This is a genomic window from Halococcus morrhuae DSM 1307, from assembly GCF_000336695.1.
GTDB lineage: Archaea > Halobacteriota > Halobacteria > Halobacteriales > Halococcaceae > Halococcus > Halococcus morrhuae.
In genome coordinates this window covers 13037-29823 of record NZ_AOMC01000131.1, presented here as the reverse complement: position 1 = coordinate 29823, position 16787 = coordinate 13037, and the positions used below count along the sequence as shown (strand labels likewise).

Here is a 16787-nt window from a genome sequence, read left to right as displayed (position 1 = left end):
GATGTGTATAAGAGACAGACCCAGCACATCGCCTTCGAGTGGACGAACTGTTTCGGCCCGCTGCGCATCTCCCAGATGCCCGCGTCGGGGCGCTCCCAGACCTCGCAGACGTAGTCGACGATGTCGCGGACGGCCTCCCAGTCGTCACCGGCGATCGAGCGATCCGACCAGGAGAGCTGGTTGATCGCCAGCACGAGCTCGCCGTAGATGCCGAGCTGGAGCTGGTCGGCCGCGCCGTTACCGATGCGGACGGGTGCGGAGCCGCGATAGCCTTCGAGGTGGTCGAGTTCTTGCTCTTCGTAGGTCGAGCCGTGCTGGAGACCGTAGATCGGCTGGAGATCGGCCGGATCGACCGACTGGCCGAGTTCGAGGAAGTCGTCGAGATAGTCCACGGCCTCCTCGGTGTCGCCGAGGTTGCCGAACGCGCGCACGGTGAACGCCCCGTCGCGGAGCCAGTTGTAGCGGTAGTCCCAGTTGCGTACCCCGCCGACGACCTCCGGGAGCGACGTCGTCGGCGCGGCGGTGATCCCACCGGTGCCCTGGTAGGTGAGCAGTTTGAGCGTCAGATCGGAGCGAACGACCATGTCGTGGCCGTAGTCGGCGAACGGACAGTCCTCCCCGTCGGGGCAGTCGTGTGCCCAGTCGCGCCAGAATTCGACCGTGTTGTCGAGCAGGTGCTCACACGAGTCGTCGCCGGTCGGGGCGCGCGTCCCGTATTCGAGGACGAACCACTCGCTGTCGTACTCGGACAGCGAGAGCGTGCCGTCGGCCGCACTATCGTCGCAGTCGAGGTCGAGCGGGCTCGACAGCGTGAGTCGTCTGGCGTCACCCGTCGCGACGATGCCGTCGCTGATCGATTCGACGCGCGAGTCGGCGCGGGCGTAGTCGAAGCGCGGATCGAATTCGACGGCGAGATCGACGCTGCCCTCGGTGCAGGTCACGTTTCGGTAGATACCGCGTACCTTCGGCTGGTTACCGTCGTTGTCGGGCGACAGCGGCATGAAGTCCGTAACGCGCGCGGTGCCAGACTCCGTGTGGAAGGTCGTCTGGAGCACGTTCGTCCGCTCCATGTACTGTTGTTCGGCCTCGTACTCGCCGTCCGGATGGATGGCGAACCGGCCGCCGATTTCGTCGTCGAGGAGGGCCGCGAAGACGCTCGACGAGTTGAGCCGGGGGAGACAGCACCAGTCGATCGCGCCGTCGCGGCCGACGAGCGCACAGGTCTCCAGGTTGCCGATGATGCCGTAGTCCGACAGCGGTTTGTAGTCGCTCATCGCCTCACGCCGCGAGGAAATTCGTTTCTCTGCATGTGGACGACCGTTGTGAGAGCGGGCATATCGGTTTGTCGCCGAGCGGTGGGCGACAACGCTAACGGCGTGTCTCCCCAATGGCTGACGTGACCGAGATCAACGAGCGAATCGTCGCCGAAGCCGACGACCGCGGCGGGTCGCTGCTCGTCGACGAGTTCCTCACGCTCATCGAACAGTACCATTCCCACGAGCGTCCCGGCATCGCGTGGGCAACCCTCGAAGCGTACACCGAGGCGATGGCGGGCACCGACCACGGCCACAGCCACGACATGGAGGGCGTCTTGGACGCGGTCGACGACCGGCTCACCGACGGCGAGTACCGCACCGACGCCTTCTACCGCGTCGGCGACGATCGCGTCAGCGTCTATCCGGCGAGCTGGCACGACGCACTCGGCGGCGAGATCGATCTCCGCGAGTACGTCAGCTTCCTCACGAATCTCGATCTCGATGACGAGAACGGGGCCGAGCTCGGAGCGAACGGCGGTGGCGTGCCCGAACAGCTCCTGATCGAAGTCGCCGGCATCGTCGGCCGGGCCGACCCCGAGACCGTGAAGTCCAGACTCGAAGATCTACGTGAACAGCACGAACTCGTCGAGGGTGCTGACCAACATCCGAACGCACGCGTCCGCCTTCCCGAAAACGCCGACAACCTCCGCGATTCGAGCGTCGATTCCTGAGCGCTGGCTGGCACTCTCTGCTTTACTGACCGCACTCAGACCGAACGATACTCGCGGTGGACGTCGAGTCCGTCGTCCTCGCGGACGCCGCGAACGACTTCGGCGTCGTGATCGAAACTCTCGAAGACCTCGCCACAGGGGATCATGGCTGCATCGCCGTCGAACTCCTCGGCGGCACGGGCCGCGGCGACGCTGTAGACGACGCCGCCGAGGCCGGCGATCGCCATCCCGCCGGAACACATCGGGCAGGGCTCGGTGCTCGTGTACATGACCGTGCGCTCGCACTCCTCCGATGTGAGTTCGCTCGCGCCGCGCCGGGCGAGCGCGAGCTCCGGGTGGGCAGCGATGTCGTCGTCGGTGTTCTCGTGGTTGTTCGCCTCCATGACGATCTCGCCGTCGAGAACGAGCAGCGAGCCGTAGGGGCCGTCGCCGCGCTCGCCAGCCTCGCGCGCGAGTTCGAACGCCCGCTCCATGTACGCCTCGTGGTCGTCATCGGTCGACATGGCGGCTTCTCGCCGGGCATGCGGATAACTCGCGTGGTTTCGCGCCCGCTCAGTCGGTCTTGTAGATACCGCGCACGTCGGCGATCGGCGTTCCGTCGTCGGTGTGGACCTCGATGTCGACGACGCCGATGGCCCCGCCCTCGCGCACGACGTCGGCGGTGGCGGAGAGATCGCCGGTGCCCGCTTCGAGGTAGTCGATGCGCATGTCGATCGTCGGCACGGGTTGATCGAGCAGCGAGACCAGCGCCGCGCCGCCGACCGTGTCGGCGAGCGTGAACGTCACGCCGCCGTGGGCCATCGTCCGGTTCGTGTTCCAGGACAACTCCTCGCTCATTTCGACGTGGCCCTCGGCGTGGCCGTCGTCGGCCTCTGTCACCTCGATGCCGAGGAGGTTCGTGAACGGCATCTCCTCGAAGAAGTTCTCGCTGTCCATGTTCGAATCCACTCCCACCGTCCACAAAAGCGCACCGACGCGTCGCGTCTGCGGCCGAATCGGTGGCCGTGATCGCCCTTGCTCCGCGCGATAGACGCGTCCGCGGAACGTCGCGATCGGATCGTCGTTCACGGGCGACGTCCATGCTTGCGCCTCGATCGAGCGCGCCAATACGTGTCGGTGGAGCGATCGATACCGACGCCCGATCGGTGCGAAAATATGCGCGAAGCCGACAGCCATAGCTTTCTCGACGCACAACCCCTGCCGATGTCTGCTCTCGGTGGTTCGGTCGTCAGCGTGTGGAATCGGTATCGCTCCGTCCCGATCGTCTATCGACTCGCCGCCGCGTTCGTCCTCGGGGTCGTCGTCGCGTTCACCGTCGGCCCGCCGGCGGCAGCGCTCGCGCCGATCGGCGATCTCTTCTTGCGGCTACTCGGGATGATCGTCGTCCCGATCGTCGCCTTCAGTCTGCTGTCCGGCGTGCGACGGCTCTCACCGGCCAGGATGGGTCGCGTCGGTGGGGTCGTCGTCGGGCTCTACGCGCTGACGACGACGATCGCCGGGATCATCGGACTGGGGGTGGCGAACCTGCTCGATCCAGGAACCGGCGTGATGCTCACGGGCGGGAGCAGCGACTCCGCACAGCCGCCGGGCTTGCGCGAGGTCGTTCTCGGGATCGTCCCGGAGAACCCCATCAGCGCGCTGGCCAGCGGCGATCTGCTCGCGATCATCTTCTTCGTCATCGTCTTCGCCATCGCGCTGGCGCTCGTCCGCGATCGCACCGACGACGAGACGGTACGCGAGGGCGTCGAGACGTTCTTCTCGCTCGCCGAGGCCGGCATGGAGGCGATGTTCACGATCGTCTGGGGTGTCATGGAGTTCGGCGTCCTCGGCGTGTTCGCGCTCGTCGCGGCCGAGCTCGCCGGCAAGGACGTCGGCGCGATCGTCGCGCTCGGCTCGCTGGTCGCCGTCGTCACGCTCGCGATCGCCATCCACATCGCGTTCACCTATCTGCTCGTCATCGTCTCCGGACTCGTCGGCAGATCCCCGAGCTCGTTCCTCCAGGGCGCGCGCAACGCAATGGTGACGGCGTTCACCATCCGTTCGTCGAGCGCGACGCTGCCGGTGACGATGAGCGACGCCGAGGAGAACCTCAAGATCGACGAGAGTATATATGGGTTCTCGCTCCCGCTGGGCTCGACGGCCAACATGGACGGCGCGGCGATCCGCCAGGCCGTCACCGTCGTGTTCGCCGCGAACGTCGTCGGCCAGTCGCTCGGTCTCGGCGAACAGGTCGCCATCCTCCTCGTTACTGTGCTGATCAGCATCGGCACCGCGGGCGTCCCCGGCGCGGGGCTGATCATGCTCACCGTCGTGCTTCAGCAGGCCGGCCTCCCCCTCACCATCGTCGGCTTCGTCGCGGCCGTCGATCCGGTGCTCGGGCGCGTGGCGACCCTCAACAACGTCACCGGCGATCTCGCGGTCTCGACGCTCGCGGCGAAATGGAACGACGCCATCGATCTCGACGACGGTGTCTGGGCGAGCGGCGACAGCGCCCCGTCGGGAGCGCCCGCCGTCGACGACTGAGCCTGCCGATTCAAGCCCTACTGTTTACTGGACTGCCGAAAACGACTGGGCATGGATAGCGACGCCGCACGACCGACGGATGGCGAACGGCCAACGGATGACGCACGGCAGACGGACGGCGCGACGAACGGTTCGTGGACTTTCGGAACGCAATGACCGACCGCATCGTCGTCCTCGGTGCGGGCTACGGCGGCTGTGCGGCGATCCGCAGCCTCGAAGACGAACTCGGCGACGAGGACGAACTGGTCTGGATCGCCGAGGAGGACTATCATCTCCTGCTTCACGAGGTCCACCGATGTATCCAGACGCCCGACGCGCGCGAGTCGGTCACGATCCCGGTCGGAGCGATCAAAAACGACGACACCCGGTTCGTGCAGGCGACCGTGACGGGTATCGACGTCGACGATCGTGTCGTCGAACTCGCCGATCGCGACGATATCGACTACGACTACGCTGTCGTCGGACTCGGAAGTCGAACCGCTTTCCACGGCGTCGACGGGCTCGAAGCACACGCGCTCACGGTCAAGAGTCTCGGCGACGCGCTGGCAATCAACGAGCATCTCGTCGACGCCACGCGCGGGGCCTCGCGGAGTGATCCCGCACGGATCGTCGTCGGCGGTGGCGGTCTCACGGGCATTCAGGTCGCCGGCGAGGTGGCATCGTGGGCCGACGAGCACGACGCGTCGATGGAGATCGATCTCGTTGAGCACTCGGCGGACGTCTTCCCCGGCCACGACCACGAGTTTCAGGGTGCGATCCGGAACCAGCTCGAAGCCCACGACGTCGAGATCGACACCCGGACCGCGATAACGGCCGTCGAGGACGAGACGATCGCCTTCGACGAGCGTGACCCGATGGAGTACGACGTGCTGATCTGGACTGGCGGCGTCACCGGACAGGACGCGCTCGAAACTGCCGACATCGACAAGGATCACAACCGACTCTACACCGACGCGACTCTCGAAACGAGCGACGATCGCGTGTTCGCGCTCGGCGACTCGGCGCTGGTCCACCAGGATAACGAGGAGGGACCGCTCACCGAGGAGGCGATCTGGGAGACGATCGTCGACGACGACCTCGCGGACGTGCCGCCGCCGACCGCCGAGGCTGCCTGGGAGGAGGGCGAACACATCGGCGAGAACGTCGCACGGGCCGTCGCGGGCCGCGATCGCGAGCACTGGGCGTACATGAACAAAGGAACCGTCGTCTCGATCGGCGATGCGGCCGTCGCCCACGACGTCATCGGTATCCCGATCAACACCTTCGGCGGACTCGGCGCGCGCATCGTCAAGAAGGCGATCTCGGCGCGCTGGATCGAGTCGATCACGTCGGTGCAGCGCGCGGCACACTCCTTGAGCGACATGTAATCGTCCGCTAATTCGTACGGCCGCTCGCTTTACCACCGTCGGGTACGTAGCACCGCCATGACGCTGCTCATCGGTACCGACGACGGCGTCGTTCGCTCCGCGGCGGGAACGCTCGACGAAACCGAACGAGTGCTCGACGCGGACGATGCGCTCCGTGTTCGGGTTTTCGACGGTGTCGCCTTCGCCGCGACGAGAAACGGGCTCTATCGATCGGCGGATGGGCGATCGTGGACGGATCTCGACGTGCCGCGCGAGGAGGTGTTCTCGGTCGTCGCGAGTCCCGACGGCGAGCGTCTGTACGCGGGGACGCATCCTGCCCATCTGTACGTCTCGACCGACGGGGCGACGTGGCGCGAACTCGATGGGTTTCAGGAACTGCCCAGCCGCGACGAGTGGCACACGCCGCGCCATCGCAATGAGGCCCACCTTCGCAGCCTCGGCGTCCACCCCGACGCGCCCGACCGGCTGGTCGCCGGCGTCGAGGTCGGCGGCGTCCACGTGAGCGAGGACCGCGGCGAGACGTGGACCGAGCGACGAACAGGGGTCCACGATGATGTCCACCATGTGCTCGTCGTCGGGCCCGACGACTACGTCGCTTCCTGTGGTGACGGCTGCTATCGAACCCACGATGCTGGCCGGTCCTGGACGCGACTCGATACGGACGTCGATCAACGATACTTTCGGGAGACGATCGCGGCGGACGGACGGCTGTACGCCGCCGCGGCGAGCGGGGCACCGCCGAACTGGGAGGGCTCGCGCGGTGCCGCCGCGGCGCTGTTCGAATCGACCGACGGGGGCGATTCGCTCGGCAACGTCCCGTATCCGGGCGCACCGACCGAAGTCGTCCTCGCGTGGACGGTCCACGACGGGCGCGTGCTCGCCGGCACCAACGAGGGACGGCTGCTCGCCCGCGAAGTTGATGGCTGGACGACGCTCGGCACCATCTCGACGAGGATTCGCTCGCTCGCGACGCTCGACTGAGCGTCCGGTTGCTCGCGACCGCACGTGTCGTTTCGAACCTCTACTTTTGTAACCATATGCGATTACACGAGCCCGCAAACGGCGCGCAGTTTTAACCGTTCACGAACGAACGGGTTGGTATGCTCGTCGACGGATTCGGCCGCGAGGTCTCGGGGGTACGGGTCTCGCTGACCGACCGCTGCAACTTCGACTGCGTCTACTGTCACAACGAGGGGCTCGGCGACACGCGCGGACCGATGGAGCCGGCCGACAACGAAATGGGTACCGACGACGTGGTGCGATTTCTGGAGGTCGTCCGCGAGTTCGGCGTCGAGAAGGTGAAATTTACCGGCGGCGAGCCGATGCTCCGCCAAGACCTGGCGGAGATCATCCGGCGCACGCCGGACGGGATGGAGACCTCGCTCACCACCAACGGCACCTTCCTCCCGGGTCGTGCCGAGGAACTCCGTGCGGCGGGACTCGATAGAGTGAACGTCTCACAGGACGCCCTCGATCGGGAAGCGTTCGCCGAGATCACGAAAGCCGGCGCGTACGATAAGGTCCTCGAAGGTGTCGAGGCGGCACTCGACGCCGGGCTCGACCCGGTGAAGCTCAACATGGTCGTCTTCGATGGCACAGCGGAGTTCATCCCCGAGATGGTCGAGCACGTCGGCGACAACTCGGGGCTCAGACTCCAGCTCATCGAATACATGCCCGAGATCGCCGGCCATCCCGAGTGGGCGATCGATATTGCGCGCGTCCACGAGTGGCTCGACGAGCGTGCCGACCGGATCGAACACCGCGAGATGCACGACCGGCGGCGCTACTGGGTCGACGGCGGGATGGTCGAGATCGTCGATCCCGTCGAGAACGAGACGTTCTGTGCGAACTGCCATCGAGTTCGGGTGACCCACGAGGGCTATCTCAAAGGCTGTCTGAACCGCAACGACGACCTTCGTCCGATGGGCGAGATGAGCCGGGACGAAATCCGCACGACCTTCCGTGAGGTCGTCGACAACAGAGTCCCCTACTACGGCGAATACATGATCCGCGACGGCGACGGTGGCTGGGAAGTCAACGAGGAGTACGTCGGCGCGTAGAGTGAGGGTCGGTGATTTTCACGAGCAGTCGCCCGTTCCGAGCACGCGCTCGGCGGCGGCGAACTCCCGACGCGTGTTGAGGTTCGTGAACGTCCGCGGGTCGGCGTGTTCTCGGATCTCGCTCTCCGTCACGACGACGTGATCGAGCGCGTCGAGCGCCGCACGCAGTTCGCGCTCGCCACGCGAGAGCGCCGCCGCGCAGGCATCGGCCGTCGCGTCGGTACGATAGATCGCCTGTGTCGGCTGGAGCCACCCCTCGTGTCGCGGCACGGCCGCGTCGTGGCCCGCCGCGCGCGTGAACAGAGAGGAGACGAATTCGGGATCGACGAATGGCATGTCGGCCGCCACGACGGCTGCGTAGTCGGTATCGAGCGCGCGCAGCCCGGTCCGGACGCCGACGAGCGGCCCGCAGTCGGGGTCGGGGTCAGCGACACAGTGAAACTCCATCCCCGAGAGCGCACGCTCGATGGCCGTCGTCTGGTCGGCCCGACAGCTGACGACGAGTTCGTCAAGCCCCGCGAGTCGCTCGGCGACCCGGCGTACCATCGGCACACCGGCGAGTGCTGCGAGGACTTTGTCACGCTCGCCGAAGCGCGTCGAGCGGCCGCCAGCGAGGACGAGCGCGCCGCGCCGCGCTGACGTATCCTGTGGATCGATACGATATCTTCGAGCGCAGGCGCTTCGGCGTTTCGGCACGCTGGGTCGGACGATCCGAAGCGATATCGATCGTCAGTCGGTCGCCGCCTCCGTGGCGCTCGGCGTCCGGCTCGCGCTCTGGAGCTTGCCGATCCGCCAGCGGAGGACGCCGACCGTGACGAGCCCGACGACGAGGGCACCGTTCATGACGTACAGCGCGCTCGTGTAGCTCCCGGTCGATTCGAGGATCGTTGAGGCGAGCTGTGGGCCGGCGACGCCGGCGAACCCCCACGCCGTGAGTGCGTAGCCGTGGATCGCGCTGACCTCCGCAGTGCCGAAGAGATCGCTGAGATATGCTGGCAAACAGGAAAAGCCGCCGCCGTAACAGGTGATGACGAGGAAGATCAGTCCCGCGAGCAGCCAGACGCCCGCGACCTGTGGCATCACGAAGAAGGCGACGATCTGGATGACGAAAAACGCCGCGTAGGTCGTCGTCCGGCCGATGTAGTCCGACAGGGTGGCCCAGACGATGCGGCCGCCGCCGTTGAAGATGCCGATGTAGCCGGTGATGAACGCCGCGGTCGTCGCGTTCGCGCCGGCGATCTGCTGAAGCATCGGCGAGGCGAAGGCGAGTAGCATGATCCCCGCCGAGACGTTGATGAAGATGATGAGCCAGACCATCCAGAAGCGAAGCGACGTGCGCGCTTCCGTGGCGGTGAGGTTGGTGAGCCCCGACAGCGCGCTTCTCGCTTCCTCCTGGTTCTCCGGCGTGTCCTCCATCCCTGCCGGCAGCCAGCCGTCGGGCGGTTTGGCGAGATAGCTCGCGCCCGCGGTCATCAACACGAAATAGAGCACGCCGAGGGCGAAGAAGGTCGTCGCGACGCCGTAGCCCTGGATGAGGAAGTTGCCGAGCGGACCGGTGAGCAGCGCGCCCGCACCGAAGCCCATCACCGCAAGTCCGGTCGCCATCCCGCGGCGATCGGGGAACCATTCGACGAGCGTCCCGATCGGGGAGATGTAGCCGAGGCCGAGCCCCATCCCGCCGACGACGCCGAACGTGACGAGAAACAGCGGGAGGCTCCCGAGGAGTACGCTCGCGCCGGAGCCGACCATTCCGAGCCCGTAGAGGACAGCCGCGGCCAGCCCGGACGCTCGTGGGCCGTACTTCTCGACGTAGCTCCCGAGGAAGGCGGCCGTGATCCCGAGGACGAAGATGGCGATCGAGAAGGCGGTCGTCACGCTTCCCGTGCTCCATCCCTGCGCCTCGTTCAGCGGTATCTGGTAGATGCTGTACGCGTAGATGCTTCCGATCGATACGTGGATCGCGACGGCCGATGCCGCGATCAACCACCGGTTCTTGTTCGCGTCTTTGGTAGACACACACTAACAGCCACGTTTCGGCAATTATTGTGTTTGTCTGGCGGCAAAACCAGCGTCTTACCACTATGGTTATGAGATTCGGACGCGCGTTCGTCCGGCACCGAGCAGCGGATCGGCGACGCCCGCGTTGACGAAGACGATGCCCCGTCGAACGCCCTGGCTCCGCTCGGCGACGAGTTCGACGCGCCCATCCTGACTCTCGACGACGACCCGATCGCCGTCGGCCACGCCGCGCGCGTCGGCGTCCACGGGATGGATGGCGAGGGTGTCGTCGTGTGTCCCCACCTCGCTCCCCATCGTCGTCATGGCGATGTCGCCGCTGCGCGAGCCGGTGAGCAACACGAGTTCGTTCTCCTCCTCGGTGCCCTCGTCGGCGGGCTCGGCGGTGGGGATCGTGACGAACGGCGCGCGGCGCTCGCCAGTCATGAACTCCTCCCGATGAAGGATGTCGGTTCCCTCGTCCGCGCCGTCGGGGAACGGCCAGCGCTGGCTACTCATGCCGATCCCTTCGTAGCTCATGCCCGCGTACTGCGGGTTTACGGCGGCGAGTTCGTCGAACACCTCCTGTGGACCATCGTACTCGAACCCGTCCCCGACGAGGCGCTCGCCGAGTGCACACAGGATTTCGAGATCGCTGCGCGCCGAACCCGGTGGCGATTCGAGCACGCGCATTCGCTGGACCTGCCGGTCGAGATTCGTCACCGTCCCGGCTTTCTCCGACCAGACGGCCGCCGGCAGGACGACGTCGGCGTGGGCGGTCGTCTCGGTGTGGGTGACGTCCTGCACCACCAGAAATTCGAGCGACCGGAGGCCGCGTGCGACACCCTGCCTGTCGAGTTTCGTCACGGCGGGGTTCTCGCCGAGGACGAACGCAGCCTGGATCCCCGCACCGAACTCGCGCACGAGATCGAGCTCCGTCGGTCCCGGCTCAGCGGGCGGTTCGAACCCCCAGACGTCGGCCACCTGCGCGCGCGCCGCCGGATCGGTGACGGGACGACCGCCCGGCAATCGGTGGGGGAGCGCGCCGGCGTCACAGGCCCCCTGCTCGTTGTTGAGCCCGCGGAAGAGGTTCATGCCCGCGCCGCGCTTGCCGAGGTTCCCGGTGAGCAGGAGGAGGTTCAACAGCGCGTCGGCGGTGGCGCTGTCGTCGGGACCATCGCCCTCCACCCCGGTGCCCGCGACGACGGCTGCCCGCTCGGCCTCGCCGAACGCACGGGCAGCTTCCTGAATTGCCGTCGGATCGACGCCGGCGCGCCTCGCGAGCGTCTCCGTATCCATCTCGTCGACCGATGCGGCAAACGCCGCGAATCCTTCAGTCCGATCGGCGACGAACTCCTCGTCGACCAGCCCCTCGTCCAGGATCGTCTTCACGAGTAGCGCGACCACAAGCGCGTCCGTGCCCGGTCGTGGCGCGACATGCGTGTCGGCGAGACGGGTCGTCGCGTTCGCACGCGGATCGACGTGGATCAGCTGTGCGCCCGCGTTGACCGCGGGCCGGACGTACGAGTCGAACGCGACCGGCTGCTGGTCGGCTGGGTTCGAGCCGATCACCAGAAACGCCCCGGCCTCGGCGAGATCGGCGAGCGAGTTCGTCATCCCGCCGGAACCGAGGCGCTCTTCCATCGCCGACATGGTCGAATCGTGGCAGAGCCGTGCCCGGTTGTCGACGTTGTTCGTGCCGAGGCTCCGCGCGAGCTTCCCGAAGAGGTAGTTCTCCTCGTTCGTACAGTGTGGCGCGCCGAGAAAGGCCAGCGCGTCCGGGCCGTGGTCGGCGACGATCTCCCCGAACTCGCGCTCGATGCGGTCGTACGCCTCGTTCCAGGAGACGGGTTCGAGGTCACCGTTCCGTCGCATCAGGGGATGGGTGAGGCGCTCCGCGTCGTCGAACACGTCGAAAGCGGCGATCCCTTTCGGACAGAGCTCGCCACCCTCGTTGACGGGTGCGCCCGGCCAGCCGCGCGCCCGGCCCGTGGCCTTGTCGTAGCGGACGCTACAGCCGACCGCACAGAGCGGGCAGATGCTTTTGGTCTCCTCGCGTGGCTCACTCATCGGTTCGGTCCGTCGGCTCTCCTTGCGGCGACGGACGCAAAAGGGTTCTTGGGATCAGCCGAACTTACCAGTAATATAGTCCTCGACGCGCTGGCTCTCGGGGTTCTCGAAGATTTCGTTGGTGTCGCCGTACTCGACGAGCTCGCCACCGGTGAGGAAGACGGCGGTCTGATCGGAGATGCGGGCGGCTTGCTGCATGTTGTGGGTGACGACGACCACGGTGTAGTCCTCGGCGAGGTCTTCGATGAGGTCCTCGATCTTCGCGGTCGCGATCGGATCGAGCGCGCTTGCCGGCTCGTCCATCAGGATGACTTCCGGATCGACGGCGAGACAGCGCGCGATGCAGAGGCGCTGTTGTTGGCCGCCCGAGAGTCCGAGCGCGTTGTCGTCCAGACGGTCGTCGACCTCGTCCCAGAGGGCGGCCTGTCTGAGCGCGCGTTCGACGAGGGCATCCTCGTCGCCGGCGTTGTCGCCGAACAGCCGTGCAAGCAGCCCGGTCTCGATGTCGCCGTGTTTGCGCGGGCCGTAGGAGACGTTCTTCCGGATGGATTTGGGGAACGGGTTCGGCTGCTGGAACACCATCCCGACGCGCTTTCTGAGCTCGACGAGATCGACGTCGTCGCCGTAGATCTCCTGGCTGTCGAGCGCGACGCTCCCCTCGACGCGCGCGGCCTTGATGCGATCGTTCATCCGGTTCAGGCATCTGAGGAANAGCGCGACGCTCCCCTCGACGCGCGCGGCCTTGATGCGATCGTTCATCCGGTTCAGGCATCTGAGGAACGTCGATTTCCCACAGCCCGAGGGGCCGATGAGTGCCGTGACGCTCTCTTCGGGAATGTCGAGGTCGATCCCTTCGAGTGCCTGTTCGTCGCCGTAGAAGACGTCGAGGTCGTCGACGGCGAACTTCGTCCCGTTGTCGAAGTCGTAGTTCGTCCACTCCGGTTCGATGCGCTCGTCGCTTTCGCCGACGGTCCGGTCTCGGTCCTGTTGGATCGTGCTCATGATTGGAGTTTGGTGTCGAAGTAGCGCCGCGAGGCGATGCCGACCGCGTAGAAGGCGAAAACCACCAGCAGGAGAACGAGCGCCGTCCCCCATGAGAACCCCTCGCCGACGTCGCCGACGCCGGCGGTGATGGTTGCGAACAGCTGATAGGGGAGCGCGGTCGCCGGCTGGAGCAGTGCGTCAGTGTTGAGAAACGATAGTTCGACGAACGGGAACGACGAGGTGAACGCCGCCCCGAAGTTCAGGAGATCGGGTCCGGTCTCGGGGAACGGCTCGCCGGTGAGAACGAGCAGGATGGGCGCGGTCTCGCCGGCGATGCGACCCACACCGAGGATCGCGCCGGTCACGACGCCGGGCATCGCCGCCGGCAGGACGACGCTCTTGATCGTCTGCCAGCGACTCACCCCGAGGGCGGCGCTCGCGTCGCGGTACTGATCGGGCACGTTGAGCAGCGCCTCGCGGCTCGTGATGATCACGAGCGGAAGCAGCATGAAACTGAGCACCAGCATGCCCGACAGCAGGCTGCTCCCGTTGCCGATGCGCGGCACCAGGAAGGCGAGCCCGAAGAGCCCGTAGACGATGCTCGGCGTACTCCAGAGCCCGTTCGTGGCGATCTCGACGATCGAGGTCAGCCGCCCCTGTTCGGCGTACTCGGTCAGGAAGACGGCAGTTCCCACCCCGAGCGGGATGGCGACCGACACCGCGCCGACGACCAGCCAGACGGTGCCGACGATCGCCGGCGCGACGCCGTTGATCGCGTTCGTGATCGCGAACCCCTCCATCACGAACGGCCAGTGGAACCAGAGCAGGGGAGCGCTGATGACGACGTATTCGTCCAAGCCGGGTGGTTGAAACCACGTCACCGGCTCCCAGAACAACCCGAAACGGATGCCCTCGGTCATCGGTCCCCAGCCGCGCACGGCGATGAAGGAGATGAGGACGACCAGCAGCGCGATCATGCCAGCCGCGTTCGCGCTCACGAGCAGCGACGCGCCGCGCGCCTTCCCCTGCGTGCCGAAGCCGGCGGCCGCCTGCGCGCCGACCCACGCGAGCAGCAGGCCGGTGACGCCGAGCAGTATCGGCAGTGTCGTCTCCGGCGTGAACGCGGCTGACAGCCCCTCCGGCTGCCATCGCCAGTTCGGACCGATGACGTCCGTCAGAATGACCCCGCCGACCAGAAGCGCGAACCCACCACCGGTCGCCGCGAGCGCGCTATCCTCTTGGGGAACGATCGCCAGCACGATCCCGAGTGCCGCGCCAGCGAGCGCACCGATCGGCCAGAGAGTACTGAAACCGAGCGTCTGTGCGGCCACGAGTCCGCCGACGACGAGCCCGACGAGACCGAAGACGGCCGCGAGCGACGTGCCGGCGGTGTGGTCCGGCGCGGTGTCGAGCACGCCCAGTTTGGCGGCGACGACGACCGCGATCAGACAGCACGCCGCCGCGACGAGCGCGAGCGCGAGCACGTCGAACAGCGACGCGCCCGCGACCGTGGTGGGGACGACCTGGACGAACGCGAGCAGGCTCGCGACGAGCACGATGGCACCGATCGCGACGACCGCCCCGCCGGCGTACCGCAGCGGGCCGGTGCTCCCCCGGTCGAGTGCGCTCGCCACGCCCGTGTCCGTGCTCATGTGTCGCCGCCCCCGAGCGTTCGTTCCATCCGCCGCTCGACGTACTGCGAGCCGATGCTCAGGCCGAGCACAGTAATGAAAAGAACGACGCCGGCGGCGAACAGCGCGCTCATCTGCGAGCCGCTGGCGATGCCGTACTGGCTCGCGATGAGGCTCGTGAGCGTTTCGGTGTTGCCGAACACGTCGTAGAGCGGGTCGGGAAGCACCTGCGCGTGCGCGAGGATCACCGTCGCGGCCATCGTCTCACCCACGGCGCGACCGATGCCCAGCAGGACGGCCGCCGAGACGCCCGAAAAGGCCGCCGGCAGCGTCACGGCGGTCGTCGTCTGCCAGTCGGTCGCGCCGAGTGCGAGCGAGCCGTCCTTCATCGGGCCGGGCACGCTCGCGATGGCGTCCTCGGCGACCGAGACCACAGTCGGAAGCGCCATCGCGCCGATGACGACGCCGACGACGAACAGGCTGCCGAACGTCGGCAGCGAGAACTGCTCGGCCATGAACGGGTTGAGGACGACGAAGCCGATGAAGCCGTACACAATGGAAGGAATGCCCGCGAGCGCCTCGACGGCGGGTTTGAGCAGGCCGCGCGCCCAGTCGGGGGCCATCTCGGCGATGAACACCGCGCCGGCGACGCCGAGCGGGGCGGCGACGGCGGTGGCGATGAGCGTCGTGACGAGCGTTCCCCACATCATCGGCACGAGCGAATAGATCGCCGAACTCGGATTCCAGAGTTTGCCGCCCGTCTTCGTCAGAATGTCGATACCCATGATCCGGAAGGCCGGGATCGACTGCGCCACCAGATAGATCGTGATCAGTCCGAGCACGAGCACCGTCACGATCGTCGCCGCGAGCGCGAGCACGCGGGCGGTCGTCCCTTGCTCCCTGAAGATCCCGTAGACGACGACCAGCGCGAACGCCGCGAGCGGGTAGATCACCAGCCCGGGCGCGAGGAAGAAGGTCAGCGCGACCGCCAGCAGCGTGACGCCGAGCAGCACGCCGACGGGGCTGTCACCCACACCCAATCGGCCGACGAGCCCGCGTTCGACGCTCATCGTTGGGTGTCTGGGAGTTTTCGTCGCTGTTTCTTCCGGCGTTTCGGCGGCAGTGCGGAGTAGCCCACGGCCGTCACGAACGACTGCTGGCCGTACTCGCTCACGAGCATCCGGAGCAGCGCGGCCTCCTTCTTCGAGGTGCCGTCGTAGGTGTAACAGTGCAGATCGCGCGCGAGCGGATAGCCGCCCTCGGCGAGATTTTCACCGGGCACGTACTTCGTCCCCTGGAAGGTGAGCGCGATGGCCGGCACCGAATCGTCGACGAACGCGAGCGCCATGTACGCGAGGGCGTTCTCGGAGTTGGTGACGATCTGTTTCACCTGCTGGTTCTCACCCTTCCGGATGTCGACGCCGGGGATCGCGGCGTTCGGGTCGCCGAAGAGGTTGTTGCGGAAGGCGGTGTCGGTGCCCGATCCCTCCGCGCGCCCGACGACCTGAATCTCAGTATTTGGGCCGGAGTAGCCCGGCACACCCGTCCAGTCGGTGATCTCACCCTTGTAGATGGCCTTCAGCGTCTCGGCCGAGATCTCGCTGACGCCGGCGTCCACGATCGCCTGACTGACGACGATCGGCTGGGCATCGACGCCGACGACGTGATCTACATAGTTCGAGAGCTTCTTCTGTGCGAGATCGGGAAATTCGGCTTTCACCGGCGCGCTCGAATTGCCGATATCGAGCCGGTCGTTGCGCAGCTTTTCGAGGCCGGTGCCCGAGTGGCTGAGACTGACGCTTATCGCGATCGGTGGCGAATCTGTCTCGGTCGCGTCGAACCCATACATCTCGGCCCAGTAGTCGGCGAGCCGTTCCTCGGTCTCGATGCCGTATTTCTTCGGCTTCCAGTATTTTCCATCGGGCGGGGCCGCGTTCGTTCCCCAGAAGGAGGCCGCCCTGTCGACGATCGGGTACACCGTCGAGGAGCCGCCGGCCTGGAGGGTCGGGACATCGCCCGCCCCACCCCCCTCGGAGTCGTTCCCGCTGGCACTGTCCGGCGGCGTCGCGCTCGTGCTGATACAGCCAGCGAGCCCCGCGCACAGCCCGGCCCCGCCAGCCAGTACCGTACGCCGACTCACAGGCGTTCCCTGCATCGTCTGTCGGTAGCC

The 16787-nt window shown here is 66.7% G+C and carries 15 protein-coding genes; 5 read left to right on the top strand and 10 right to left on the bottom strand.

All coding sequences use genetic code 11. The features are described 5' to 3' along the window. On the bottom strand, window positions 1-1274 hold a 1274-nt coding region (locus C448_RS10695; protein ID WP_004054665.1), incomplete at its 3' end, for a glycoside hydrolase family 15 protein. Window positions 1275-1387: 113 nt separating this feature from the next. On the opposite strand from C448_RS10695, the gene C448_RS10690 reads away from it, so the two are divergent. Beyond that, window positions 1388-1987, top strand: coding sequence for a hypothetical protein (locus tag C448_RS10690; RefSeq protein WP_004054663.1), 600 nt, complete (start codon window positions 1388-1390; stop codon window positions 1985-1987). Window positions 1988-2022: 35 nt separating this feature from the next. Here the strand turns inward: C448_RS10690 and C448_RS10685 are convergent, their stop codons facing one another. Together C448_RS10685 and C448_RS10680 are read right to left on the bottom strand one after the other, a co-directional pair. Further along, on the bottom strand, window positions 2023-2490 hold the full coding sequence (locus tag C448_RS10685; protein ID WP_004054661.1) for a nucleoside deaminase: 468 nt from the start codon (window positions 2488-2490) through the stop codon (window positions 2023-2025). Window positions 2491-2539: 49 nt separating this feature from the next. Further along, window positions 2540-2923 carry a PaaI family thioesterase gene (locus C448_RS10680; protein WP_004054658.1) on the bottom strand — a complete coding sequence of 128 codons (384 nt, stop codon included), beginning with the start codon at window positions 2921-2923 and terminating at the stop codon, window positions 2540-2542. A gap of 267 nt (window positions 2924-3190) precedes the next feature. Between C448_RS10680 and C448_RS10675 the strand changes: the two genes are divergently transcribed. The 4 genes from C448_RS10675 to moaA all read left to right on the top strand — a co-directional run bounded on the left by C448_RS10675 (window position 3191) and on the right by moaA (window position 7937). Then, the gene (locus C448_RS10675) at window positions 3191-4510 is read left to right on the top strand and encodes a dicarboxylate/amino acid:cation symporter (protein WP_049916260.1); all 1320 of its coding nucleotides are present in this window, start codon (window positions 3191-3193) and stop codon (window positions 4508-4510) included. A 152-nt stretch (window positions 4511-4662) separates the two neighbouring features. Continuing rightward, on the top strand, window positions 4663-5877 hold the full coding sequence (locus tag C448_RS10670) for an NAD(P)/FAD-dependent oxidoreductase (RefSeq protein ID WP_004054654.1): 1215 nt from the start codon (window positions 4663-4665) through the stop codon (window positions 5875-5877). 57 nt (window positions 5878-5934) lie between these two features. Then, window positions 5935-6858 (top strand): WD40/YVTN/BNR-like repeat-containing protein, encoded by a 924-nt coding sequence (locus tag C448_RS10665; protein WP_004054652.1) that lies wholly within the window; start codon window positions 5935-5937, stop codon window positions 6856-6858. A gap of 119 nt (window positions 6859-6977) precedes the next feature. Beyond that, complete coding sequence (gene moaA / locus C448_RS10660; protein WP_004054650.1) at window positions 6978-7937, top strand: GTP 3',8-cyclase MoaA; 960 nt, start codon at window positions 6978-6980, stop codon at window positions 7935-7937. A gap of 18 nt (window positions 7938-7955) precedes the next feature. On the opposite strand, the gene C448_RS10655 is transcribed toward moaA, so the two are convergent. From C448_RS10655 to C448_RS10625, 7 genes are all read right to left on the bottom strand, one after another. Then, window positions 7956-8594, bottom strand: a complete 639-nt coding sequence (locus tag C448_RS10655; RefSeq protein WP_049916259.1) for a molybdenum cofactor guanylyltransferase — start codon at window positions 8592-8594, stop codon at window positions 7956-7958. Window positions 8595-8666: 72 nt separating this feature from the next. Then, complete coding sequence (locus C448_RS10650; protein ID WP_004054646.1) at window positions 8667-9953, bottom strand: L-lactate MFS transporter; 1287 nt, start codon at window positions 9951-9953, stop codon at window positions 8667-8669. A gap of 69 nt (window positions 9954-10022) precedes the next feature. Then, on the bottom strand, window positions 10023-12002 hold the full coding sequence (locus C448_RS10645) for a molybdopterin oxidoreductase family protein (RefSeq protein WP_004054644.1): 1980 nt from the start codon (window positions 12000-12002) through the stop codon (window positions 10023-10025). 54 nt (window positions 12003-12056) lie between these two features. Beyond that, window positions 12057-13004, bottom strand: coding sequence for a phosphate ABC transporter ATP-binding protein (locus C448_RS10640; RefSeq protein ID WP_004054642.1), 948 nt, complete (start codon window positions 13002-13004; stop codon window positions 12057-12059). Then, on the bottom strand, window positions 13001-14638 hold the full coding sequence (gene pstA / locus C448_RS10635) for a phosphate ABC transporter permease PstA (protein WP_004054640.1): 1638 nt from the start codon (window positions 14636-14638) through the stop codon (window positions 13001-13003). The genes C448_RS10640 and pstA overlap by 4 nt, the downstream gene beginning before the upstream one ends. Further along, window positions 14635-15687 carry a phosphate ABC transporter permease subunit PstC gene (gene pstC / locus C448_RS10630; RefSeq protein ID WP_004054639.1) on the bottom strand — a complete coding sequence of 351 codons (1053 nt, stop codon included), beginning with the start codon at window positions 15685-15687 and terminating at the stop codon, window positions 14635-14637. Before pstC ends, pstA begins: the two co-directional genes overlap by 4 nt. After that, window positions 15684-16772, bottom strand: a complete 1089-nt coding sequence (locus C448_RS10625; protein ID WP_239640573.1) for a PstS family phosphate ABC transporter substrate-binding protein — start codon at window positions 16770-16772, stop codon at window positions 15684-15686. The genes pstC and C448_RS10625 overlap by 4 nt, the downstream gene beginning before the upstream one ends. Window positions 16773-16787 lie beyond the last annotated feature (15 nt).

What these genes read in the sequence shown, in the direction of transcription:
- C448_RS10690 (WP_004054663.1), top strand. Translation starts at nt 1,388, where the DNA reads ATGGCTGACGTGACCGAGATCAACGAGCGAATCGTCGCCGAAGCCGAC.
- C448_RS10685 (WP_004054661.1), bottom strand. Translation starts at nt 2,490, where the DNA reads ATGTCGACCGATGACGACCACGAGGCGTACATGGAGCGGGCGTTCGAA.
- C448_RS10680 (WP_004054658.1), bottom strand. Translation starts at nt 2,923, where the DNA reads ATGGACAGCGAGAACTTCTTCGAGGAGATGCCGTTCACGAACCTCCTC.
- C448_RS10675 (WP_049916260.1), top strand. Translation starts at nt 3,191, where the DNA reads ATGTCTGCTCTCGGTGGTTCGGTCGTCAGCGTGTGGAATCGGTATCGC.
- C448_RS10670 (WP_004054654.1), top strand. Translation starts at nt 4,663, where the DNA reads ATGACCGACCGCATCGTCGTCCTCGGTGCGGGCTACGGCGGCTGTGCG.
- C448_RS10665 (WP_004054652.1), top strand. Translation starts at nt 5,935, where the DNA reads ATGACGCTGCTCATCGGTACCGACGACGGCGTCGTTCGCTCCGCGGCG.
- moaA (WP_004054650.1), top strand. Translation starts at nt 6,978, where the DNA reads ATGCTCGTCGACGGATTCGGCCGCGAGGTCTCGGGGGTACGGGTCTCG.
- C448_RS10645 (WP_004054644.1), bottom strand. Translation starts at nt 12,002, where the DNA reads ATGAGTGAGCCACGCGAGGAGACCAAAAGCATCTGCCCGCTCTGTGCG.
- pstA (WP_004054640.1), bottom strand. Translation starts at nt 14,638, where the DNA reads ATGAGCACGGACACGGGCGTGGCGAGCGCACTCGACCGGGGGAGCACC.
- pstC (WP_004054639.1), bottom strand. Translation starts at nt 15,687, where the DNA reads ATGAGCGTCGAACGCGGGCTCGTCGGCCGATTGGGTGTGGGTGACAGC.
- C448_RS10625 (WP_239640573.1), bottom strand. Translation starts at nt 16,772, where the DNA reads ATGCAGGGAACGCCTGTGAGTCGGCGTACGGTACTGGCTGGCGGGGCC.